The organism is Runella defluvii, assembly GCF_014195535.1.
Lineage (GTDB): Bacteria > Bacteroidota > Bacteroidia > Cytophagales > Spirosomataceae > Runella > Runella defluvii.
In genome coordinates, this window is the sequence record NZ_JACIBY010000005.1 from 424,506 (window position 1) to 443,595 (window position 19,090).

The 19,090-nt window shown below is 45.7% G+C and carries 17 protein-coding genes; 11 read left to right on the forward strand and 6 right to left on the reverse strand.

Annotated features, from left to right (window positions below):
* Window positions 1-6: 6 nt before the first annotated feature.
* On the forward strand, window positions 7-819 hold the full coding sequence (locus tag FHS57_RS14400; protein WP_183974730.1) for an RpnC/YadD family protein: 813 nt from the start codon (window positions 7-9) through the stop codon (window positions 817-819).
* 3 nt (window positions 820-822) lie between these two features.
* On the opposite strand, the gene FHS57_RS14405 is transcribed toward FHS57_RS14400, so the two are convergent.
* A complete protein-coding gene (locus FHS57_RS14405) occupies window positions 823-1,278 on the reverse strand; it encodes a (deoxy)nucleoside triphosphate pyrophosphohydrolase (RefSeq protein WP_183974732.1) in 456 nt (151 codons plus the stop codon).
* A 200-nt stretch (window positions 1,279-1,478) separates the two neighbouring features.
* On the opposite strand from FHS57_RS14405, the gene FHS57_RS14410 reads away from it, so the two are divergent.
* Complete coding sequence (locus FHS57_RS14410) at window positions 1,479-2,987, forward strand: DUF4301 family protein (protein WP_183974734.1); 1,509 nt, start codon at window positions 1,479-1,481, stop codon at window positions 2,985-2,987.
* A gap of 72 nt (window positions 2,988-3,059) precedes the next feature.
* Here FHS57_RS14410 and FHS57_RS14415 read toward each other — a convergent pair whose 3' ends face one another.
* A complete protein-coding gene (locus FHS57_RS14415) occupies window positions 3,060-5,549 on the reverse strand; it encodes a T9SS type A sorting domain-containing protein (protein ID WP_183974736.1) in 2,490 nt (829 codons plus the stop codon).
* Window positions 5,550-5,691: 142 nt separating this feature from the next.
* Here FHS57_RS14415 and FHS57_RS14420 point away from each other — a divergent pair, with 142 nt between their 5' ends.
* Both FHS57_RS14420 and FHS57_RS14425 read left to right on the forward strand, forming a co-directional pair.
* Window positions 5,692-6,402, forward strand: a complete 711-nt coding sequence (locus tag FHS57_RS14420) for an ATP-binding cassette domain-containing protein (RefSeq protein ID WP_183974738.1) — start codon at window positions 5,692-5,694, stop codon at window positions 6,400-6,402.
* Between the two features lie 79 nt (window positions 6,403-6,481).
* The gene (locus FHS57_RS14425; protein ID WP_183974739.1) at window positions 6,482-7,138 is read left to right on the forward strand and encodes a hypothetical protein; all 657 of its coding nucleotides are present in this window, start codon (window positions 6,482-6,484) and stop codon (window positions 7,136-7,138) included.
* Between the two features lie 101 nt (window positions 7,139-7,239).
* Here the strand turns inward: FHS57_RS14425 and FHS57_RS14430 are convergent, their stop codons facing one another.
* Complete coding sequence (locus FHS57_RS14430; RefSeq protein WP_183974741.1) at window positions 7,240-8,487, reverse strand: bifunctional 3,4-dihydroxy-2-butanone-4-phosphate synthase/GTP cyclohydrolase II; 1,248 nt, start codon at window positions 8,485-8,487, stop codon at window positions 7,240-7,242.
* A gap of 151 nt (window positions 8,488-8,638) precedes the next feature.
* On the opposite strand from FHS57_RS14430, the gene FHS57_RS14435 reads away from it, so the two are divergent.
* Complete coding sequence (locus FHS57_RS14435; protein ID WP_183974743.1) at window positions 8,639-10,606, forward strand: T9SS type B sorting domain-containing protein; 1,968 nt, start codon at window positions 8,639-8,641, stop codon at window positions 10,604-10,606.
* Here FHS57_RS14435 and FHS57_RS14440 read toward each other — a convergent pair.
* Together FHS57_RS14440 and FHS57_RS14445 are read right to left on the reverse strand one after the other, a co-directional pair.
* On the reverse strand, window positions 10,592-11,314 hold the full coding sequence (locus FHS57_RS14440; protein ID WP_183974744.1) for a LytR/AlgR family response regulator transcription factor: 723 nt from the start codon (window positions 11,312-11,314) through the stop codon (window positions 10,592-10,594). The two genes, FHS57_RS14435 and FHS57_RS14440, sit on opposite strands and share 15 nt — an antisense overlap.
* Window positions 11,311-12,399 carry a sensor histidine kinase gene (locus FHS57_RS14445; protein ID WP_183974746.1) on the reverse strand — a complete coding sequence of 363 codons (1,089 nt, stop codon included), beginning with the start codon at window positions 12,397-12,399 and terminating at the stop codon, window positions 11,311-11,313. The genes FHS57_RS14440 and FHS57_RS14445 overlap by 4 nt, the downstream gene beginning before the upstream one ends.
* Window positions 12,400-12,602: 203 nt before the next feature.
* Between FHS57_RS14445 and FHS57_RS14450 the strand changes: the two genes are divergently transcribed.
* The 6 genes from FHS57_RS14450 (at window position 12,603) to FHS57_RS14475 (ending at window position 18,314) form a co-directional block, all read left to right on the forward strand.
* A complete protein-coding gene (locus tag FHS57_RS14450) occupies window positions 12,603-14,108 on the forward strand; it encodes a CotH kinase family protein (RefSeq protein WP_183974755.1) in 1,506 nt (501 codons plus the stop codon).
* A 79-nt stretch (window positions 14,109-14,187) separates the two neighbouring features.
* Window positions 14,188-15,669 (forward strand): CotH kinase family protein, encoded by a 1,482-nt coding sequence (locus FHS57_RS14455; protein ID WP_183974757.1) that lies wholly within the window; start codon window positions 14,188-14,190, stop codon window positions 15,667-15,669.
* 7 nt (window positions 15,670-15,676) lie between these two features.
* Window positions 15,677-16,159 (forward strand): hypothetical protein, encoded by a 483-nt coding sequence (locus FHS57_RS14460; protein WP_183974759.1) that lies wholly within the window; start codon window positions 15,677-15,679, stop codon window positions 16,157-16,159.
* Window positions 16,107-16,943, forward strand: a complete 837-nt coding sequence (locus FHS57_RS14465; protein WP_183974761.1) for a polyphosphate polymerase domain-containing protein — start codon at window positions 16,107-16,109, stop codon at window positions 16,941-16,943. The genes FHS57_RS14460 and FHS57_RS14465 overlap by 53 nt, the downstream gene beginning before the upstream one ends.
* Window positions 16,912-17,571, forward strand: coding sequence for a DUF4956 domain-containing protein (locus tag FHS57_RS14470; protein ID WP_183974763.1), 660 nt, complete (start codon window positions 16,912-16,914; stop codon window positions 17,569-17,571). The genes FHS57_RS14465 and FHS57_RS14470 overlap by 32 nt, the downstream gene beginning before the upstream one ends.
* Window positions 17,572-17,654: 83 nt before the next feature.
* Window positions 17,655-18,314 (forward strand): DUF2490 domain-containing protein, encoded by a 660-nt coding sequence (locus FHS57_RS14475; RefSeq protein WP_183974765.1) that lies wholly within the window; start codon window positions 17,655-17,657, stop codon window positions 18,312-18,314.
* Between the two features lie 6 nt (window positions 18,315-18,320).
* Here the strand turns inward: FHS57_RS14475 and FHS57_RS14480 are convergent, their stop codons facing one another.
* On the reverse strand, window positions 18,321-19,079 hold the full coding sequence (locus tag FHS57_RS14480) for a response regulator transcription factor (protein WP_183974767.1): 759 nt from the start codon (window positions 19,077-19,079) through the stop codon (window positions 18,321-18,323).
* Window positions 19,080-19,090: the final 11 nt, after the last annotated feature.

The following is a 19,090-nucleotide window of genomic DNA, read 5'->3' on the forward strand; positions in this document are numbered from 1 at the left end:
CTTACTATGGAACACAAGAGAGAAGGTAATATTTATGACCGAATCGTAAAAGAAAATATTGAAAGTATCATTCCTGCATTGATGAATAGCGTTTTGGGCTTCAAAGTTCTAGAATCGACCGTAATCAAAGAAAAGCTGCAACAAACCAAGGAAAAAGAAGCAGACGTTTTGAGAATAATTACAGACCCAAGCGGCAGAAAGTTTATTTTACACCTTGAATTCCAAGTAGATGACTATAAAAAAATGGTATATCGCATGGCAGATTACTGGGTTTTATTAAAATCGAAATACAAGTTTCCTATTAGGCAATTTGTTATTTACATTGGCAACAAAGAACCAACAATGAGAACTGTACTTTCAGAGGATGGTAATTATTTTCAGTTTCAGCTCATCAATATCACCCAATTCGATTATTTACGATTTCTCAATTCAACAAACCCTGAAGAAATTATTTTAGCTGTTTTGGGGGATTTTGGCAACGAACAACCTACAAATGTGCTCTCAAAAATCATCCAAAGGCTCGAAGAAACTAAAACTGATGCAAATACGTTAAAAAAACACTATAGGCAGTTGAGAATTCTTGCAAAACTTCGTAACTTGAATTTAAAGTTTGATGATATGATAAAGAACATGGCAAAATATTTTGATGTCGAAAATGACCCTTTCTTCATCAAAGGACAGGAAAAAGAATTATCAAAATTTGTCGCTTTTCTGCTTAGAGAAGGAAACAGGACTTTTGAACAAATTGCCGATATAGCAGATACTACTGTGGACTTTGTCAAAGCTGTCCAACAAAAACTCCAGGCAAAAAACACCTAACAATCAGCACTTTAACTTTGTCTTATGGCGACGTAGTTTGCTAACGCCTAAATAATGAAGAAAAGTCTCGATGACTTCTAAGTCGGCTTCGGCCCAATCTAGTTTGTGAACCTCTTCCAGCCGAACCCATTTGTATTGTTGGTGTTCAGTCAAAACGATGGGCGAGGTAAGCATCCGACACACGTAAGGTACAAGGCAGATAATGCGGTTAGGGTCTTCTTTGTAGGCAGGTTCAAGGCGTACTCCTATTTCAATTTCTACACTCAGTTCTTCCATAATTTCGCGGTGAAGTGCCTCAATTTCCGTTTCGCCTTCATCCACTTTTCCGCCAGGAAACTCCCATTTTAAAGCCAGTGACATCCCTTCCTTGCGCTGGGCCGAAAAAACATGCCCATCTTTTTCAAAGATAGCGCAGGGTACTACCACAATTTTTTTTGAACTTTCGGGTGGGATTGCCATACAAAGCCGCTTTTTTATACAAAGTTAGTACGGAAAATCATTTCTAACCGCTTTTTTTATCGAACGGTCGAAGGATTAACAAATATTTTATAGTTTGCATCCCTGAATCTTCCTTATTTTTAGCACAAAGTCCAAGTTTTTGTAGTCATAATACGATTTTGTATCTCCGAACCTTAAACAGTATAATCTTATTCAAACCCATGTTTACTGAAAAAGACCTCGCCCAAATCGAAAAACAGGGCATTTCGCTTGAAACCATCCAACAACAGATTTCTCATTTTGAAACGGGTTTCCCTTTTTTAAAAGTTCTCAAAGCCGCTACCGTAGGTGATGGCATTGTGCGCGTGAGCGAAGAAGAAAGTGCTGCTCTTGTCGATGAGTTTGATGCACAAGCCAAAAACGTTTCGTTGTTGAAGTTTGTCCCAGCTTCGGGCGCTGCCACGCGGATGTTCAAGTCGCTTTTTGCTTTCAAAGACGACGGAAAAAGCGACAAGTCTATCCCTGAATTTAGCGAGCGGATTCGCGATTTTGCTTTCTTTGAAGACCTAAAAGCCGCCATGGCCAACGACGGTGTTGACATTGAAACGGCCATTGGCGACGGCAATTACCAACAAATTGCCGACTATATTTTGAGTGGCAAAGGGCTAGATTATGGCAACCTTCCCAAAGGTTTGTTAAAATTCCACAACTACGAAGAAGGGGCGCGTACGCCCGTAGAAGAGCATTTGGTAGAAGGCGCCAACTACGCCAATGCCAACGGGGTTGTTCGCCTACACTTTACTGTCTCACCAGAGCACCGCAGCCGTTTCGAAGCCCTGATTGAAGCCATGAAACCTGCTTTTGAAGAAAAATACAGCGTCACTTATGAAGTGAGTTTTTCGGAGCAAAAACCCTCTACCGATACCATTTCGGTGAACATGGACAACACACCTTTCCGCAACGCCGACGGTAGCCTGTTGTTCCGTCCTGCGGGGCACGGGGCGCTTTTGGCCAACCTCGACGACCAAGACGGGGATGTGGTATTCATCAAAAACATCGACAACGTAGTACCCGATAGCCTCAAAGACACCACTTTTACGTACAAAAAAGTCCTTGGGGCGTTGTTGTTGAAATACCGCCAGCAAATTTTTGATTTCTTAGCCCGCATCGAAGCAGGCGAAAACAGCGATAGCCTAATCAGCGAACTGTCAGAGTTTTACGAAACGACGATGTTTACGCAGCCTACCAAGGATTTCTGGACGCTTTCAAATACCGAGAAACTCGCTTATTTTGCCATGAAACTCGACCGCCCTGTGCGTTTGTGCGGAATGGTGAAAAACGTCGGCGAGCCTGGTGGCGGGCCTTTCTGGGCGGCGAATCCCGACGGCACGACCTCGCTCCAAGTCGTAGAGTCGGCGCAAATTGACATGGACGATGCTGCCCAAAAAGCACTTTTCGATACCGCAACGCACTTCAACCCCGTTGATTTGGTGTGCTCTCTCCGTGGTTATAAAGGCAAGAAATTTGAGTTGATGAGTTATCGCGACTCCAATACGGGCTTTATTACCCAAAAATCAAAAGACGGGAAAGACTTGAAAGCCCAAGAACTCCCAGGACTTTGGAACGGCTCAATGTCTGACTGGAATACGGTGTTTGTGGAGGTTCCGTTGATTACCTTCAACCCCGTCAAAACTGTCAACGATTTGCTCCGTAAAGAGCACCAAGCGTAAGGTTTATCAACAAAAAACACCTTTTTTAGCCCTTTCTGAACGGTTTTCCGCATCAGAGGGGGTTAATTTTTTCTATTGCTTCAACAGCTTACGTTCAAGCCATTTATCACTTACTTTTATTCGAAGAAAATACAATCCATTTGGCAAAGCTTGGGTATTGATTTCGTCTCGGTATTCGCCCGCTGTCCACTGGCGTTTTTGGTACACGCGCCCTTGTACGTCTATTATCTGCCATTCGGTCGCCGTAGGAATGTCGATGGTTAGGTGCAGTCGGTCGGACAATGGATTAGGCCCCACGATGATTTTTTCTTGTTCTTCCTCCACTCCTGTAATCACCACATTGGCCGTTACACTACCCGATACCGTCCCCGTCCCACACGAGTTACTCACCGAGCTGAGGGTATAGGTCGTTGGTAAAGTGGGTTTAACAGTGATCAAAACGGGGGTTTCGTTTGTTGTCCCCATCGTATTATCCGACATTGTGTAGGTCCAAGGTGCATCGCCAGTAAACTGAATCACTAACAATAGTTCATCCCCAGGCTTGAGCGGCGTCGCCACGCCTCCACTCAGTGCGGCCGTAGGGCGGCGTCCTAGCAGAAAGGGCGAAGTCGGCTGCGACGTAACCGTTGTGCTTCCTACCACTACGACCCGAATTCGGTAACCGTTGGCGTTCGGAATCGCGGGGATATTGGCTAAAATAGGGCTACGGCTTCCCGTCCCGATAATAACAGCATTGGTAAAATTTCCTAAACTGTCCGACAACTGCGCCTGAAATACGGTATTGGCAGGGAGGGTTCCGCCGCCAAGCGAAAATTTGACTTCAAATTCTTTACCACTACAAATACCTGAGGTGATGTTTTCGGTAATTACGCGCGGAATAACCGTCACCGAGGCAATTCCCGAAACAGTACCTTCACCGCACGAATTTCGCACCGAAGTTAGTTGATATACCGTCGTTTGGGTGGGTTTTACAGTTACTTGCGCAGGAGTTACTTCCGAAGTTGTGGTGGTGCCGTCTGACAATGCAAGCGACCAAGGACCATCGCCCGTTAATGTCACAGGCAAGGTTGTTGATTCACCAAAATTGACCGAAGCAGCGCCCGACAATACCGCCGTTGGTCTAACTTTTATTATAAACGAAGCGCTATTGACCGATGTTGAGGTCACACTGGCTACTACCCGTAAACGATACGCCGCCCCCGCCGCAACGTTGGCAGGAATCGTCGTTGAAATTGGGCTGCTCGTTCCCGTTGCAAGCGCACGAGGCGCTGTAAACGAACCCGTTGCATCTGAGAGCTGAACGGTATAAGTAACCGCGCCTTCAAAAGTTCCCGTTACCACAAAAGGTAAACTTATGACACTTCCGACGCAAACCGAACCCAAGGCCACGTCGGCTGCACTCACCCGTGGATTGACTTTTACCTGAACAGTGCTTGTCGGCGTGGGGGCTGTTCCGCACGCATTACGAACTGATTTAACAGAATAGGTCGTCGTCGTCGTAGGACTGACCGTCACTAAAGCAGGAGTAGTATTCACTGTAGCCGTCTGGTCATTGGATAGAACGTACGTCCACGGGCCTTCTCCAGTAAAGTCTAACGTGAGTTTTGCGCTTTCTCCTACCCCAATCGTTGTACTGCCACTCAAGGTAGCGGTAGGCAAAGCTTGTATCGCAAACACACCGCTACCCACCGAAGTGGCCGAGGCACTAGCGATAACGCGTACTTTGTAGTTTTTGCCTGCTAACAACGAAGCTGGAAAAGTAACTTGCAATGGGCTGGCTGTGCCTGTCCCAATCGCAACGGGACTGGTGAAACTCCCCGTCGAGTCTGATACCTGTGCCGTGTAGGTTACAGCAGCCGTTGATTCAAACGTGCCCGTGGTGACAAAAGCCACCGTGCCCGTCGAACCTGCGCAAACGGAAGTAGATGCAAACGTAGGGGTAATAATGGGTAAAACGCGTACCCGCGCACTGCCAGCAACTGTACCCGCACCACACACATTGCTAACCGACTGAAGGGCATAAGTAGTACTCACAGTAGGTTGCACAATCCCTTTAAGCGGACTTGTGAGCGTAGTGCCTGTGTTGGTATTGGTAAATGTATAAGTCCAAGGGCCATTTCCTGTAAAAACAACCGTCAAGGTCGCCGTGCCACCCAACGTAATCGTGGTATCGCCCGAAAGCGTGGCTGTGGGGCGTCTGAGCATGGTAAAAATAGAAGTTGGCACCGACGTGATACCCGTCGTATCCGAAACAACGCGCAAACGATACTCCCCATTAGGAGCTGTTGCGGGCAAGGTAACCACAATCGGGCTGGTTGCTCCCGATGCCAACGCCGTAGGACTCGTAAACGTCCCTCCCGTTCCTGACAATTGCACCGTGTAAGTACGTTTAGCAGGCGTAGGGACATTGGATGGTGTAAACGCCACCGACAAAGTTGCCCCAGCACAGGCTGCTGCCCCGCTGACGTCCGTTGTGGTAATCGTCGGGGTTTGTGCCCACGTGTTCATCCAAGCGATTACGCCTAAAAATAATAAAACCCCAGTCCGTTTAAACAATCTCATAAAACGCAAGTCCGTTACATTGTTATACGCTAAAATTGTGCCATTGCAATACAACAATCCCTTCTCTTTGTAGTTTTCTATCAAGCAAATATACAAGACCCTAAACGAGAAATTTGTATTTTCGCCCCAATTCTGAAAAATCATGTCCATTCGGATACAACACCTCACTAAACTATACGGCGCACAAAAAGCCGTCAACGACATTAGCTTCGACGTAAAGCCTGGCGAAATCATGGGATTTTTAGGGCCTAACGGCGCGGGAAAATCGACGACCATGAAAATCACGACGGGCTACCTCAGCGCCACCAGCGGAAGCGTAGAAGTGTGTGGATTTGACGTAGCGAAGCAGTCGATGGAAGTACGCCGCTCGATTGGCTATCTGCCTGAGCACAACCCACTTTACACCGATATGTACATCAAAGAGTTTTTGCGTTTTGTGGGGGCTTTGTATGGCCTCAAAGGCGAAAAACTGAGCCAGCGGGTGAGTGAAATGGTAGAAATATGTGGACTAGGGCTTGAACAAAACAAAAAAATTGGACAATTATCCAAAGGCTATCGCCAACGCGTTGGTTTGGCCCAAGCCTTGATTCATAACCCGCCCGTTCTGATTTTGGACGAAGCCACCACGGGACTCGACCCGAACCAAATTCTTGAGATTCGGACACTCATTAAAAGCGTTGGAAAAGAAAAAACGGTTCTTTTTTCCTCGCACATTATGCAAGAAGTGGAAGCCATTTGCGACCGTGCCGTCATTATCAATCGGGGGCAAGTCGTGGCCAATCGCACCCTTGCCGATTTGCGCAGCGAAGGTAAACCGCTAGAAGAAGTCTTCCGAGAGCTTACCACGCAATAGCCCTCCTTTTTTTTCGTTTTTGAAACAGAATTGTTCCTTTGAACGTAATCTCTTTTGAACGTTTTTTATATTTGAGACTATGAGAAAATTATTTTTGGGATTGGTAGTGGCCTCCTTATGGGCATTTGGAGCCGCCGCTCAGACCGCCAACCCCGACGCACCTCCACCACCAGTACGACCCAATAATGATGGCCCCATCAAAGTGTTAGACGCACCTCCTCGCAAACAAGATCCAGAGCGTCCGCCTTCGCCCTTAGACCGCCTTCGCTTGGGAGGAAGTATTGGGCCACTGTCGTTTGGAACCGTAACCAGTATTGGGGTTTCGCCCGTGGCAGGGTATCAGGTTACTAATCGCCTTTCGTTAGGGGGTGGTTTTACGTATCAATACACCCAACTCCGCTATTCTCCTACCCTTAAAAGTAGCTACGATAACTACGGCGGACGAGTGTTTGGGATGTTTAATGTTTACGAAAGTATCAACTTAAACGCTGAATACGAATCGCTTAACGTCCAATACCGCGACTACAACGCCAGCGGCGTACGTAAGCGAACTTGGATAAATTCGGCCATGGTGGGAGCTTCGTACTCCACTCCGATTGGGGGGCGTTTTATCAAGGCATTTAACCTGATGTTGTTGTATAACCTAAGTTACAACAACTTGGTGAACCCTTCATATCCCGCAGAGAACATTTATCCGACTTCGAGCCCATTGGTGATTCGAGCCGTATTGTTTTAGTGTTTTAGTGTTTTTCAGTGTCGAGGGGCGAGTGCAGAGTGTCGAGTGTATTTTTGTATTCGACACTCTGCACTCGCCCCTCGACATTCTACCCTAGACATTTATTCTTTCACAGCTGCAAACTGCGTAAGGCGGTGCCCCATTTTGTCGCGCTTTGTTTTCAAATATCCTTCATTGTACTGATTTGCAGGCATTTCGATGGGCACACAATCAATAATTTCTAGGCCATAACCCATCAAACCCACCCGTTTTTTAGGGTTGTTTGAAATGAGTTTGATTTTGCTCAATCCCAAATCGCGCAAAATCTGTGCGCCTACGCCATAATCACGCTCGTCCATTTTAAACCCAAGGGCAATATTGGCGTCAACCGTATCCAAGCCATTTTCTTGCAATTTATAGGCTTTCAGTTTGTTGATAAGTCCAATACCACGCCCTTCTTGGTTCATATACACCACCACGCCTTTGCCCGCGCGCTCAACCATTTCCATCGACGCGTGCAATTGCGGCCCGCAGTCGCAACGGCATGACCCGAAAATATCGCCCGTCACGCACGATGAGTGAACGCGCACCAATACGGGTTCATCTTTTTCCCACGTACCTTTAATAAGGGCTAAGTGTAACTCCTCGGTATGGATTTGGCGGAACGCAATCATGTCGAAATGCCCCCATTCGGTCGGCATGTCAACGGCGATTTCGCGCTTGATAAGGGTTTCTTTCTGAAGACGGTATTCAATCAAATCCTTGATAGACACCAACTTCATATCAAACTTATCGGCCAATTCGCGCAGCTGTGGCAAACGCGCCATCGTACCGTCTTCGTTCAAAATCTCAATAAGGACTCCCGCAGGTTTTAATCCTGCCAAACGCGCAAAATCAATGGCAGCTTCGGTATGACCCGTGCGACGAAGTACGCCGCCAGGCATGGCACGAAGCGGAAAAATATGTCCTGGACGACCTAATTCTTCGGGACGGATGGTAGGATCCACCAAAGCTTGAATGGTTTTAGAACGGTCGGAAGCCGAAATTCCCGTCGTACAGCCGTGCCCCAGCAAATCGACCGATACGGTAAACGGTGTCTCGTGCGTAGAAGTATTATCTCCCACCATCATTTTGAGGCCCAATTCCTCGCAGCGCTCCACGGTAAGGGGGGCACACATGAGCCCTCGGCCTTCTTTTACCATGAAGTTCACCATTTCAGGCGTGGTCATTTCGGCCGCACAAATAAAGTCTCCTTCATTTTCACGGTCTTCATCATCGACCACAATGATGATTTTCCCTGCTCGAATGTCTTCAATCGCCGATTCAATGGTATCGAGCTTGATGGAATTGGTATTATTATTGCTATCCATGTATCAAATAAAAATAGTTTGCGAAAAACAACGTTTTATGTTTACGATTCTGTGTAGTGCGTGTAATTCTTTTCGTAGTAAGTTTGTTAGTAAAACAACCTTTTGCAAAGATACGTTCTTTGGGGAGAAGGAAATCGGAAATCATAAATCTATGAAATCATCTCTTGTACTTTTTTTCTTTTTGGTAAGCCTAGCCGTCTTGGGGCAAGATTATTGTGACCCTGCTCAACGAAACGCTGCAATTGGCAATGGCGGATTTATCGTAAAAGGCTCGTCTGTTGGTTGTCTTTTATTTGATGTTAATGTAGAAAAAACGGTGGGAGAAAATGCCCAATACATTTATGACTACAAAGGTGGCGACCCTACCAAAGCGCCTTATGCAGCTACTGCCACCACGTCACATCGCTATACTAAACTTGGCAAATATACCATTCTCCAGCTTGTAAGCACGGGGGGCACAGGAGCCATCGCCTGCCGCGTAGTAGAAGCTGTCACAGCGCCCAATTATAAAGTACAAGTCTGTAGTGGGCGCAAAGTGGTAGTCACAATCGCCGACGATTCTACCACCAAAGGTTATGAATCTTTTTTGGTTAATTTTGGAGGGGGTATTTTTATTCCTGTCTCCAAAGCCAATAGCCCTTACGTTATTTCTTATGCTTACCCTGCTACTGCCAATGCCGCAACCATTTCGGTAACGGGTACTGCCCCTGGCAATATTCCGCTTACCTGCAAAAAAGATACGAGTGTAGTTCTGAATACTTCTACTGCAACGGGCGTATCCATCCGCAAAGTAACCACTCGCCCCGACGGCACGGTGGATGTGCTTGTCAAAGGTAGCGCAGGCATCAAAGCCGACATTCAAATCGACGAAGGCGCGACGGGAACGTTTAAAAACACGGGCCAAAGCGCGACCACCAACGATACCACCACGGTGACGATTCGCGCCATCAACGCCGCCCAAAACGCTTATTGTTTTCGCCTAAGTACCAGCGACGTCTGCGACAATACCACCACTACCTCCAGCGTAGTCTGTGCCACGAGCTTAGATGTTGTAGCTCAAAACCAACAAAACGTACTCACTTGGAAAGAATATCCGCACGCGGCCTCATTTCAAAATTACCGCGTCAATCTCAACGGAACCCCTAGCCCAGTGGTCACGAATCGTACCACAACAACCCAAACTGACCGCAACGTGACCTGCGGAAATCAGTATTGTTATCAAGTCACGGTGACATTGGCGGGAGGCGTTGAATCGGTTTCGCAACTGCGCTGTGTTCAAGCCATTTCTAGCGATGTTCCATCAAAAATTACCAACGTTGTGGCTTCGGTACTCGAAGAAGAACAAAAAGTAGAAGTACGTATTACCAATCCACCAGCGTCGGGAGCTAGTCCTTCTCGATTCAAAACCATTTTTTTACGCGCCGACAATGGCAGCAACAACTACCAAGAGGTGGGGGTTGCCAATAACCAATTGACATTTATTGACCCCACCGCCAACCCCAATGCTCAATCGTACTGCTATAAAGTTCAATACGAAAACAGTTGCGGAAATCGCTCCGAACCAAGCGACCCCGTTTGTTCAATTCACTTATATTCCAAAACCAGCTCAACCGTTGACTGGACCATTGATTCTCCATTCTTGTTTCCGGTTGGCTACTACGCTTTAGAGATATTGAACGAGCAAGGGGTTCTTGTTGACCAAGTTCGTTTGGGAGGAAACTCTAGCTTCGACCCTGACACTTATAATCCTGACCAACAGCAGTTTAGATACCGAATACTTGCTTATCCACAAGGGTCTTCGGGGTTAATAAGTTATTCCAACCCTTACGTCTTTGTCCGCAATGCTCTTGTCTTCATTCCCGATGCGTTTTCTCCTAACCAAGACAATGTCAACGACTTTTTTGCGATGCAAGGGCAATTTGTCAATACTTCAAGACTGATTGTCTATAACCGATGGGGCGAAGTGCTTTTTGAATCCGATGACGCGATAAAAAAAGGGTGGGACGGAAAACTCAATGGACAGCCCGCACCCGAAGGGTCTTACGTGTATCGGATTGAAGTAAGTGATTTGCTTGGTAAAAATTTTGTTAAAATCGGGACTTTCTTACTCGCTCGGTAGTTTTCGGTACTTTTGCTCAAACTCAACTAGGTAGCGGTTTCCAATCGGAATTTCGACATTACCTAAGTGGACTTTGGCCCTCTGAACTGCCGTTATCCGTTCAAAAGCGACAATAAACGAATTGTGAATACGCCCAAACTGCTCTTCGGGCAGTTTGGCTTCCATGGCTTTTAGGTTCAGGCGCGTCAGAATGGGTTTCGGTTGCTGCGTGGTGTATATTTTGACGTAGTCTTTGAGCCCTTCCACGTAATTTACTTCATCGAAATAAATCTTGATTTCTTTGTATTCCGAAAAAACAAAGAAAAAACCACGTTCCGCAACCGCTGGCGTCTCCTCTTTCTGACGCAATTCAAACAATTCTTTGGCCCGAAATACTGCTTTTTCAAAACGTCCAAACGGAATCGGTTTGAGTAAATAATCCACGACATTTAGTTCAAAACCCTCCAAAGCATACTGCTCATAGGCCGTCGTAAAAATCACCATTGGCGGTTGTGAAAGTCCGCGTAAAAATTGCGTTCCTGTCAACGTAGGCATCTGAATATCCAGAAAAATGAGGTCCACTGAATGGGTTTTAAGCCACAAATCAGCATCGAAGGCATTTGAAAAAGTAGCTTGTAGATCCAAGTACGGAAACCGACGAAGGTCATCGGCCAAAATCGCCAAAGCAAACGGCTCGTCGTCAATGGCTATGCAACGTAACTGCGTCATGGGGCTAGTTCAAGGGATAATTCCACCCGAAATGTAGTGGCGTTGGTGTAAATATGCAATTCGTGCCGCTGTGGATAATGCAGGGCCAGGCGGCGTTCCACATTTTTTATCCCCAATCCCGACGCACCTTCCTTGGGTAGGTTATTTTCAAAAATGGGGTTTTCGGCAAAAAACAACAAGTGGTTTTCTCCCACCCGAAAGCCAATCACGATGTCACTTTTTTGTTGACTGTGCAAGCCGTATTTAAACGCATTTTCGACAAAAGGCAAAAACAATAAAGGCTCAATTTGATACCTTTCAATCGCTCCTTCGTGTACAAACGAAACGGAGTTTTGCTCGGTCAGTCGCATTTTTTGGAGGTCAATAAAATGCTGCAAATGCTCAATTTCTTGCGCTAATGGCACGCGTTCGTGGTTGGCCTGATAAATCACGTACCGCAGCAACTGCGACAGTTTCACCACTGCTTCTTCGGCATTATCCGACTTTTGGCGTGTCAACCAGCGAATGTTGTTGAGCGTATTAAACAAAAAATGTGGGCTGATTTGAAGTTTCAACACGGCCAATTCGGCGGCTATTTTTTCCAATTGAATCTGTTGTTTTTCTTCGCGTTCGCGCAAACGGTCACGCACCAAGGCAATCATCGAGCTGGCCAACGTAATCAAACAAAACGATAAAAAAGCGGTGATTTGAGGAGGCCCTATCGCCCCAAAAGGAGGCCGAACGGGCATTCTGCCCGAGGGTGGTGGCATCGGCGGAGGTACTTGCCCAAGCATCGGGGGGCGGCTCATTCGCCACCACTGCATCAGCAAATCGTTGGCAATCAAATAAATCAACAATGCTCCTGCCACTGCCCCCACGTACGCAATCACATTCTTTTTAGACAGCAGATTCGGGATTAAGCGTTGGAGATTGAGGTAAAAAAAGGCAATCAACAAGGCATCACCTGCCAGCTTACTCAGCAAAAAACTGCCAAAATTTGGCGGAAACCAGGTGTTTGAAAAGGAAAAAAATAGCAACGGAGAGGCGATGTAAACTACCCAGCCAATGAGGTGCAGCCACCCGTTATATCGTTCTAAATACTTCATAAAATCCTTTTCCTAGCTATACATTTTTTTACCCACCTTCGTTGCAATGTGTCTATTTATCAGCGGTTTGTGTAGAGCCTTTGCCAAACTTAACAATTTCTTAACATTCTTCTACACATATCCAGTATTTGTAGGCACATACGGCAAGAGCTGCCACATCTTGCGTTCATTGGCGGTAATCAACTTTAAAACCGCCATAACCGATGAAACGCACACCTTATCTTTTTTTGCTCAGCTTGCTCTGTTGGATTTCCGTCGAAAGCATGAGCCAAAACAACACTTCTACCCCAAAAAGTAAGTCACGCCGACCCAATTACGAGGTAGTCTTTCCTCAAAATCGCGTGAATACGCTAGAAATCACGCTTACCCAAGCCACTTGGGATAGCATACAAATAGATATGAAAAAGAAATTTGGGAATGAATTTGGAAAAGGAAGTCGATTTCCAGGACCGATGCCTAGAAATGGGGCTTCTGCAGCTGCCATGCGGGAGGGAGGTTCGATGGGCGGAGGTCCTGCTTCTTTTGGCCAAAGCGAGCCCAATTATGTGGTAGCTTCGTTGAAGTTTAACGGAAAAACGTGGAATTCGGTAGGTTTTCGCCTCAAAGGCAATTCGACCCTAATGATGTCTTGGGGACAAGGGATTTACAAATTGCCTTTCCGATTATCGTTTGATGAATTTGCACCTAAAGGGACAGCGAAACCCTCATTTTACGGCTTTCATGAGTTGTCGATGTCACCTGCGGCCAACGACCCTTCACTTTTACACGAAAAAGTGGCCGCTGATTTATTCCGTCAAGCAGGCATTCCCGCCGCCCAAACGGCTTTCTATCGCGTATTTATCAATTTTGGAGAAGGCTTGAAATACTGTGGGGTTTATACCATGGTTGAGGTAATCGACGACACGATGGTTGGTACTCAGTTTGGAGATACCAAAGGAAATATTTACAAACCCGAATCTACGTTTCAGAAGTTTACGGCGGTTCAGTTTGAAAAGAAAAATAACAAGAAAAAAGCAGATTACTCAGACGTTCAGTCGTTCATCAAGGCGCTAAATGATTCTACTCGGCTTACACAGCCTGCCCAGTGGCGAGCGCATTTGGAAGCTACCTTCAATGTTCCTCATTTTTTAAAATACTTGGCCATCAACAACGTCATTGGCAACTGGGATACCTACGGAGCCATGGCGCACAACTTTTACCTGTACAATTCGCCCACTAAAAAACTGACGTGGATTCCGTGGGACAACAACGAGGCATTTTCGAGCCGTGGTGGTGGAATGCCTCCTGCTGCAATGGCGCGCAATGAAAAACGTCCCAGCGAAAGTAGTAGTGGCCCTTCAGAAGGGTTCTTTCCACCGCCACCACCGATGGGAGGCAACAAAGGTGGATTTGGCGGGAATGTTTCCCTCGACCTTTCGACCGTCAGCAAGCAATGGCCACTGATTCGCTACCTAGCCGATGATCCCGTCTATTTGACGCAATACAAAAATTACGTCAAAGCGTTTACCCAACATCTATTTACAACTACCAACATGAAAAAGTTATTGGAACGTCAGCATCGTCTTATTGCACCTTATGTGGAAGGCAAGGAGGCAAAACCTTATTCTCAGCTACGGGATACGGCTAGTTTTGGTCGTTCGCTCGAACAACTCAATGAACACGTCGTATCTCAAACGCAAAAAGTAGCAGCGTTTTTACAAAAGCCCTAGTCCTCTTGCAACGTAACTATTTCTTTTAACGTAAACCTCATTGATACCGATGCCTCTAAACTCATATTCTGACACCTTTATGAAAATTGTTCGTTCCACGCTCTTTGTGGTACTCATGGCCTTTGTTGTCACCTCTTGTAAGGACAAAGTGCAAGATGTGTCCCCTGGCGATGGTACTGCCGAAACGGCCAATCCCGACTGGACGACCGAGTCGCACAGTGGCGATGGCACCCCCAACTATGACATTGTCTTTCCACAAAGTCAGGTTAATACCCTCGAAATTACAATGACGGCGGCCGATTGGACGGCCATCAAAACCGACATGCAGACCCTGACGGGAACTGCTTTTGGTGCACGTGGCAGTAGTAGCACACAAGGAGGAGGAGGAGCACCTGCGGGAGGAACTCCCCCTAACGGAGGAACGATGCCTGGTGGAAATGGGAATGCAGCGGGGGGCGGAGCGCTTGACTTGATTGGTGGCGACCCTATCTACGTAGCAACTACATTGAAGTTTAACGGTAAAACCTGGAACAAAGTAGGACTTCGCCTCAAAGGCAACTCCAGCCTTTCTTCGATTTGGGGAGCAGGGATTTATAAACTTCCTTTTCGACTAAAATTGGATGAATTTGAAGACAAATATCCAGAGATTGATAACCAACGCTTGTACGGTTTCAAAGAGCTCTCCATGTCACCCGCGTATGCCGATAACTCACTTATTCGGGAAAAAGTAGTGGCCGATATTTTTCGCATGGGAGGAGTAGCTACCGCTCGTACGGCCTTCTATAAAGTGTATATCAACTTTGGCGAAGGAGCCAAGTACTGTGGCGTATATACCATGGTAGAAATCATTGACGACACGATGGTAAAAGACCAGTTTGGAGAAAAGAAAGGGAATATTTACAAGCCAGAATCGACATTTCAGTCGTTTGTTCAATCACAATTTGAAAAGAAAAATAACGAAACAACCCCTGATTACAGCGATGTGCAAGCGTTTGTGACGGCCCTCAACAGCACCGACCGCACCACCAACGCCGCACAGTGGCGCGCCAATCTCGAAAAAACCTTCAACGTGGATAATTATTTGAAGTACTTGGCCATCAACAACACCATTGTCAACTGGGATTCGTATGGAGCGATGGCGCACAATTATTACCTGTACAACTCGCCGACGAACAAATTGACGTGGATTCCGTGGGACCACAATATGTCGATGACTAGCTCATCAACGGGCGGAGGAATGAGCCGTTCGGCCGTGTCGTTGGCCATGACCGAAGTAGGGACGGGTTGGCCACTCATTCGCAACGTCGCCGCTGACCCCGTTTATTACGCCAAATACAAACAGTACGTGCGTTCGTTTGCCGATAATGTTTTCACCACTGCCAAAATGAACGAGTTGTTTGAAAAATACACAACGCTTATCACGCCCTACGTAACAGGTACTGAAAAAGAGGTGTCGCCTTACACCAACCTCACAAATACGGCCGCATTCACGGCATCGTTGGCTGAACTCAAACAACACGTTGTCACTCGAAACCAAGCAGTTAATACTTTCCTTAAATAAAAAGTATATGTCGAACAGTAGCATCTTTGTGGCCTTATTGAGCATATCCGTTGGTTGGGCACAAAGCAAAAAGGAAGTAAAAAAGTACGACATTGTTTCTACCACCGAAACCATCGTCGAAGTCGTTGATGGAAAGGAAGTTACCCGAAATGATTCGTACAAAAAATTTGACAAAGATGGCAACGTCATCGAAGAAGTGAAGTACGACAACTACGGAAAAGTGGAAGAACGTATCGTGCGGATTTTTGACAAATTCGATAATAAAACGCAAGAAATTACCTTCGATGCGACCAATCACCAACTCAAACGAGAAGTCTATAAATACAACGAACTAGGCGAAAAAGTCGAAGAGTCAGAATTCAATTCAAAAAATCAACTGGTTAGTCGTGCGGTTTTTGTTACCGACCGACGTGGCCTCAAATCGGAAAAGAAAACCTATGACAGCAAGGGCAAGCTCATTCAGACTAAAAAATACCGCTACGACGACTGAGGAATTGTTTGAGGGAATCAAACAGCAAGCCAAGGCGTTTGAAGCGATTTCGTTGGCCGAAATGGACAGCGTAAAGCTGATGAACCGTACCGATGCCAAGTTTGTGATTCCGCTCGGAATGTTCTCGGTTATTCTCTCCGATTTGCTTCCTCATTACCGTATTTTGGAGGTAAACGGCCTGCGCCTAGCCGACTATGAAACGTTGTATTTTGATACCGACTCCTTGCAACTTTATCACGAACATCAGTCGGGAAGGCTTAATCGCTACAAGATTCGTCAGCGTAACTACGTGCAGTCAAACCTCATTTTTACGGAAGTTAAATTTAAGAATAATAAAGGGCGTACCATCAAAACACGAGTGAGCCAACAACAACTTCCTGGCGAAAAGATGGAGGATAATGTTTGTGGTTTCCTACAACGGCAGACGCCGTTTGCTGCCACCGACTTACAGCCCGTTTTGTGGGTGGACTATACCCGCATGACCCTTGTAAGTAGAACTACTGCCGAACGGCTTACGCTGGATTTAAACCTGACGTTTCGAAACGAAAAGACGGTTAAAAATTATGCTCCAGTTGTCGTCGCCGAAGTAAAGCAAGAGTCGCTCAAGCACTCGTTTTTTCTGGATCTGATGAAAAAGTATAAACTCAGAGAAGGGTCAATTAGTAAATATTGCCTGGGCATTATCAGCCTTTACAACCACGTCAAGTACAATCGGTTTAAATCAAAACTCAATCATTTACACAAACTAGCGCATGCTTTTTCTGCAAGAACTCACCACGCCTGATACCTTTGAGTGGTTTAATAAACTACCCGAAAAGTTTTTTGTACGCCTGCTCGTTGATGTGCTCACCACAACGATTCTTGTACGTCTGATTTATTACCGTATTTACCGCCGTACCGACTTATTTTTGACGTTTTTTGGCTTCAACTTTGTGATTTTCCTCATCACGTACCTTCTCAATAAAGTACAGATGTCGATGGGAGCCGCTTTTGGACTTTTCGCGGTCTTCTCAATGTTGCGCTACCGTACCGAGGGACTGTCGGCCAAAGACATGACGTACTTGTTTATCGTGATTTCGGTGGGGTTGATTTCGGCCATTATCAAAGGTAGTTGGGACGAGTTAGGGCTTGTTAACGGAATGATTTTATTGGTGGTGTGGCTTTTGGAAGGAAATTTGCTTATCAAAAGAGAGCTGACCAAAAACATCCAATACGACCGCATCGAGCTCATCACGCCCGAGCGTCAAGAAGAGTTATTGGAAGATTTGCGCGCCCGAACAGGCTTAGCCGTTCACCGCGTAGAAATTCAAACGATGGATTTTTTGAAGGACTCGGCTCTTATCATGATTTTTTATTACCAAGGAACGGTAAAAAATCAAGTGCTAAGGGTGGCTCACAATCCGACCGAGTAAATCGTGACAAGGGTTGCTCACAACCCGCTCGAAGACGAACAAAGAGCAAGAGGCAAAACTAAAAACAGGAAACCGTCAAAAAAATGAAAAAAATAGCAATCGCAGCCTTCGTATGTTTACCGTTTTTGGGGCAAGCCCAAGCAACGGACATTGGTTTGTGGTCGGGCGTGGGGGTGGAGAAAAAAATCACCAAATCGCTTTCAGTGAGTGTAAATACACAGTTCCGTTTTACCGATAACGTTTCCATCTTACGGGCATACCTGGGCGAAGCTGGCGTGTCGTACAAACTTAACAAGCGCTGGGAAGTAAGCGGATATTACCGTTTTATAGGTCGTCGGAAGAAAAATGACGATAAAACAGGCTACGAATACCGTCCTTACCACCGTTTTTATGCCGATATTGCTTACGACCGTAAAATCTGGAAGTTGAAATTTGATTATCGTTTGCGGTACCAAAACCAGTTTATGGACGACGACAGCGGCCTCGAAAACGACAAAAGCTATGTGCGTAACAAATTTGAAGTATCTTATCCCAACAAATCGCGCTTCACCCCCTACGTTTCGACCGACTTTTTTTATCAGCTAGGCGGCGTTGGATTTGATCAAATGCGAAACAAAGGCGGGATTGAGTTTGCCATCAATAAACGTAACAAAATTGATGTTTCAGGCTTTACGGATTACCGACTTCAAGGTAGCCAAGAGAATCGTTTTTTAATTGGTGTTTCGTATAAGTTGAAGCTCTGATTTTTGTCAACTTTTAACCACTGCTAACCGTTCCATTAAGGATTTGTGCTTTCCTTCAGGTATTTGAACCTCTTCATTCTTTAAAAAAAGTTTATTTGTTTCAATTTTAGAGAGTTGGTGTAAGTTAATGACGACAGAGCGTGACAGTTTGTAAAAGTAAAATGGAAGTTCGCGTAGGATGTTTCCCATAGGTGATGAAACAAATATGAAGCTATACGTCTTTTGTGGATATATGTCTCCAAAATATTCTCTGGAGAGATACAGCCTAGAATAATTACCGCTTGCTTCAATATATAAAATCTCTTTTATTTTTACACCGATGTGCCCTTTATCAGCTGGAAGAAATAAATATTCCAGCTGGTTTTGTTGAGGAGATGGAAGATTACCTGCGTTGAAATTATGAAGCGCTATTTCTATTTGTACTACTAATTCATTCATCCGCAGTGGCTTTTCAAAAAAAGCAGCCGGATGGGTCTTTTTTATACTTTCTCTGAGTTCAAGAGGTGTATGTCCAGTCATATAAATAATTGGAATCCAGTTGATTTTCAATAGCTCCAAAGCCGTGGTAATTCCGTCTTCTGGGCCATCTAATTCGATGTCAATCAAGGCAATATCAACAAAGTTTTGTTGGATGATTTTGACAGCTTCTTTTAAATTTTTTGCAGCTCCCAACACCGTTATCCCTGCTTTTTGAAGGCTTTGTTTGATATTTTCGGCAAAAAATGGGTCGTCTTCTACGAGAAGGAGATTTGTTCCTAGTTCCATAATTTCAATAA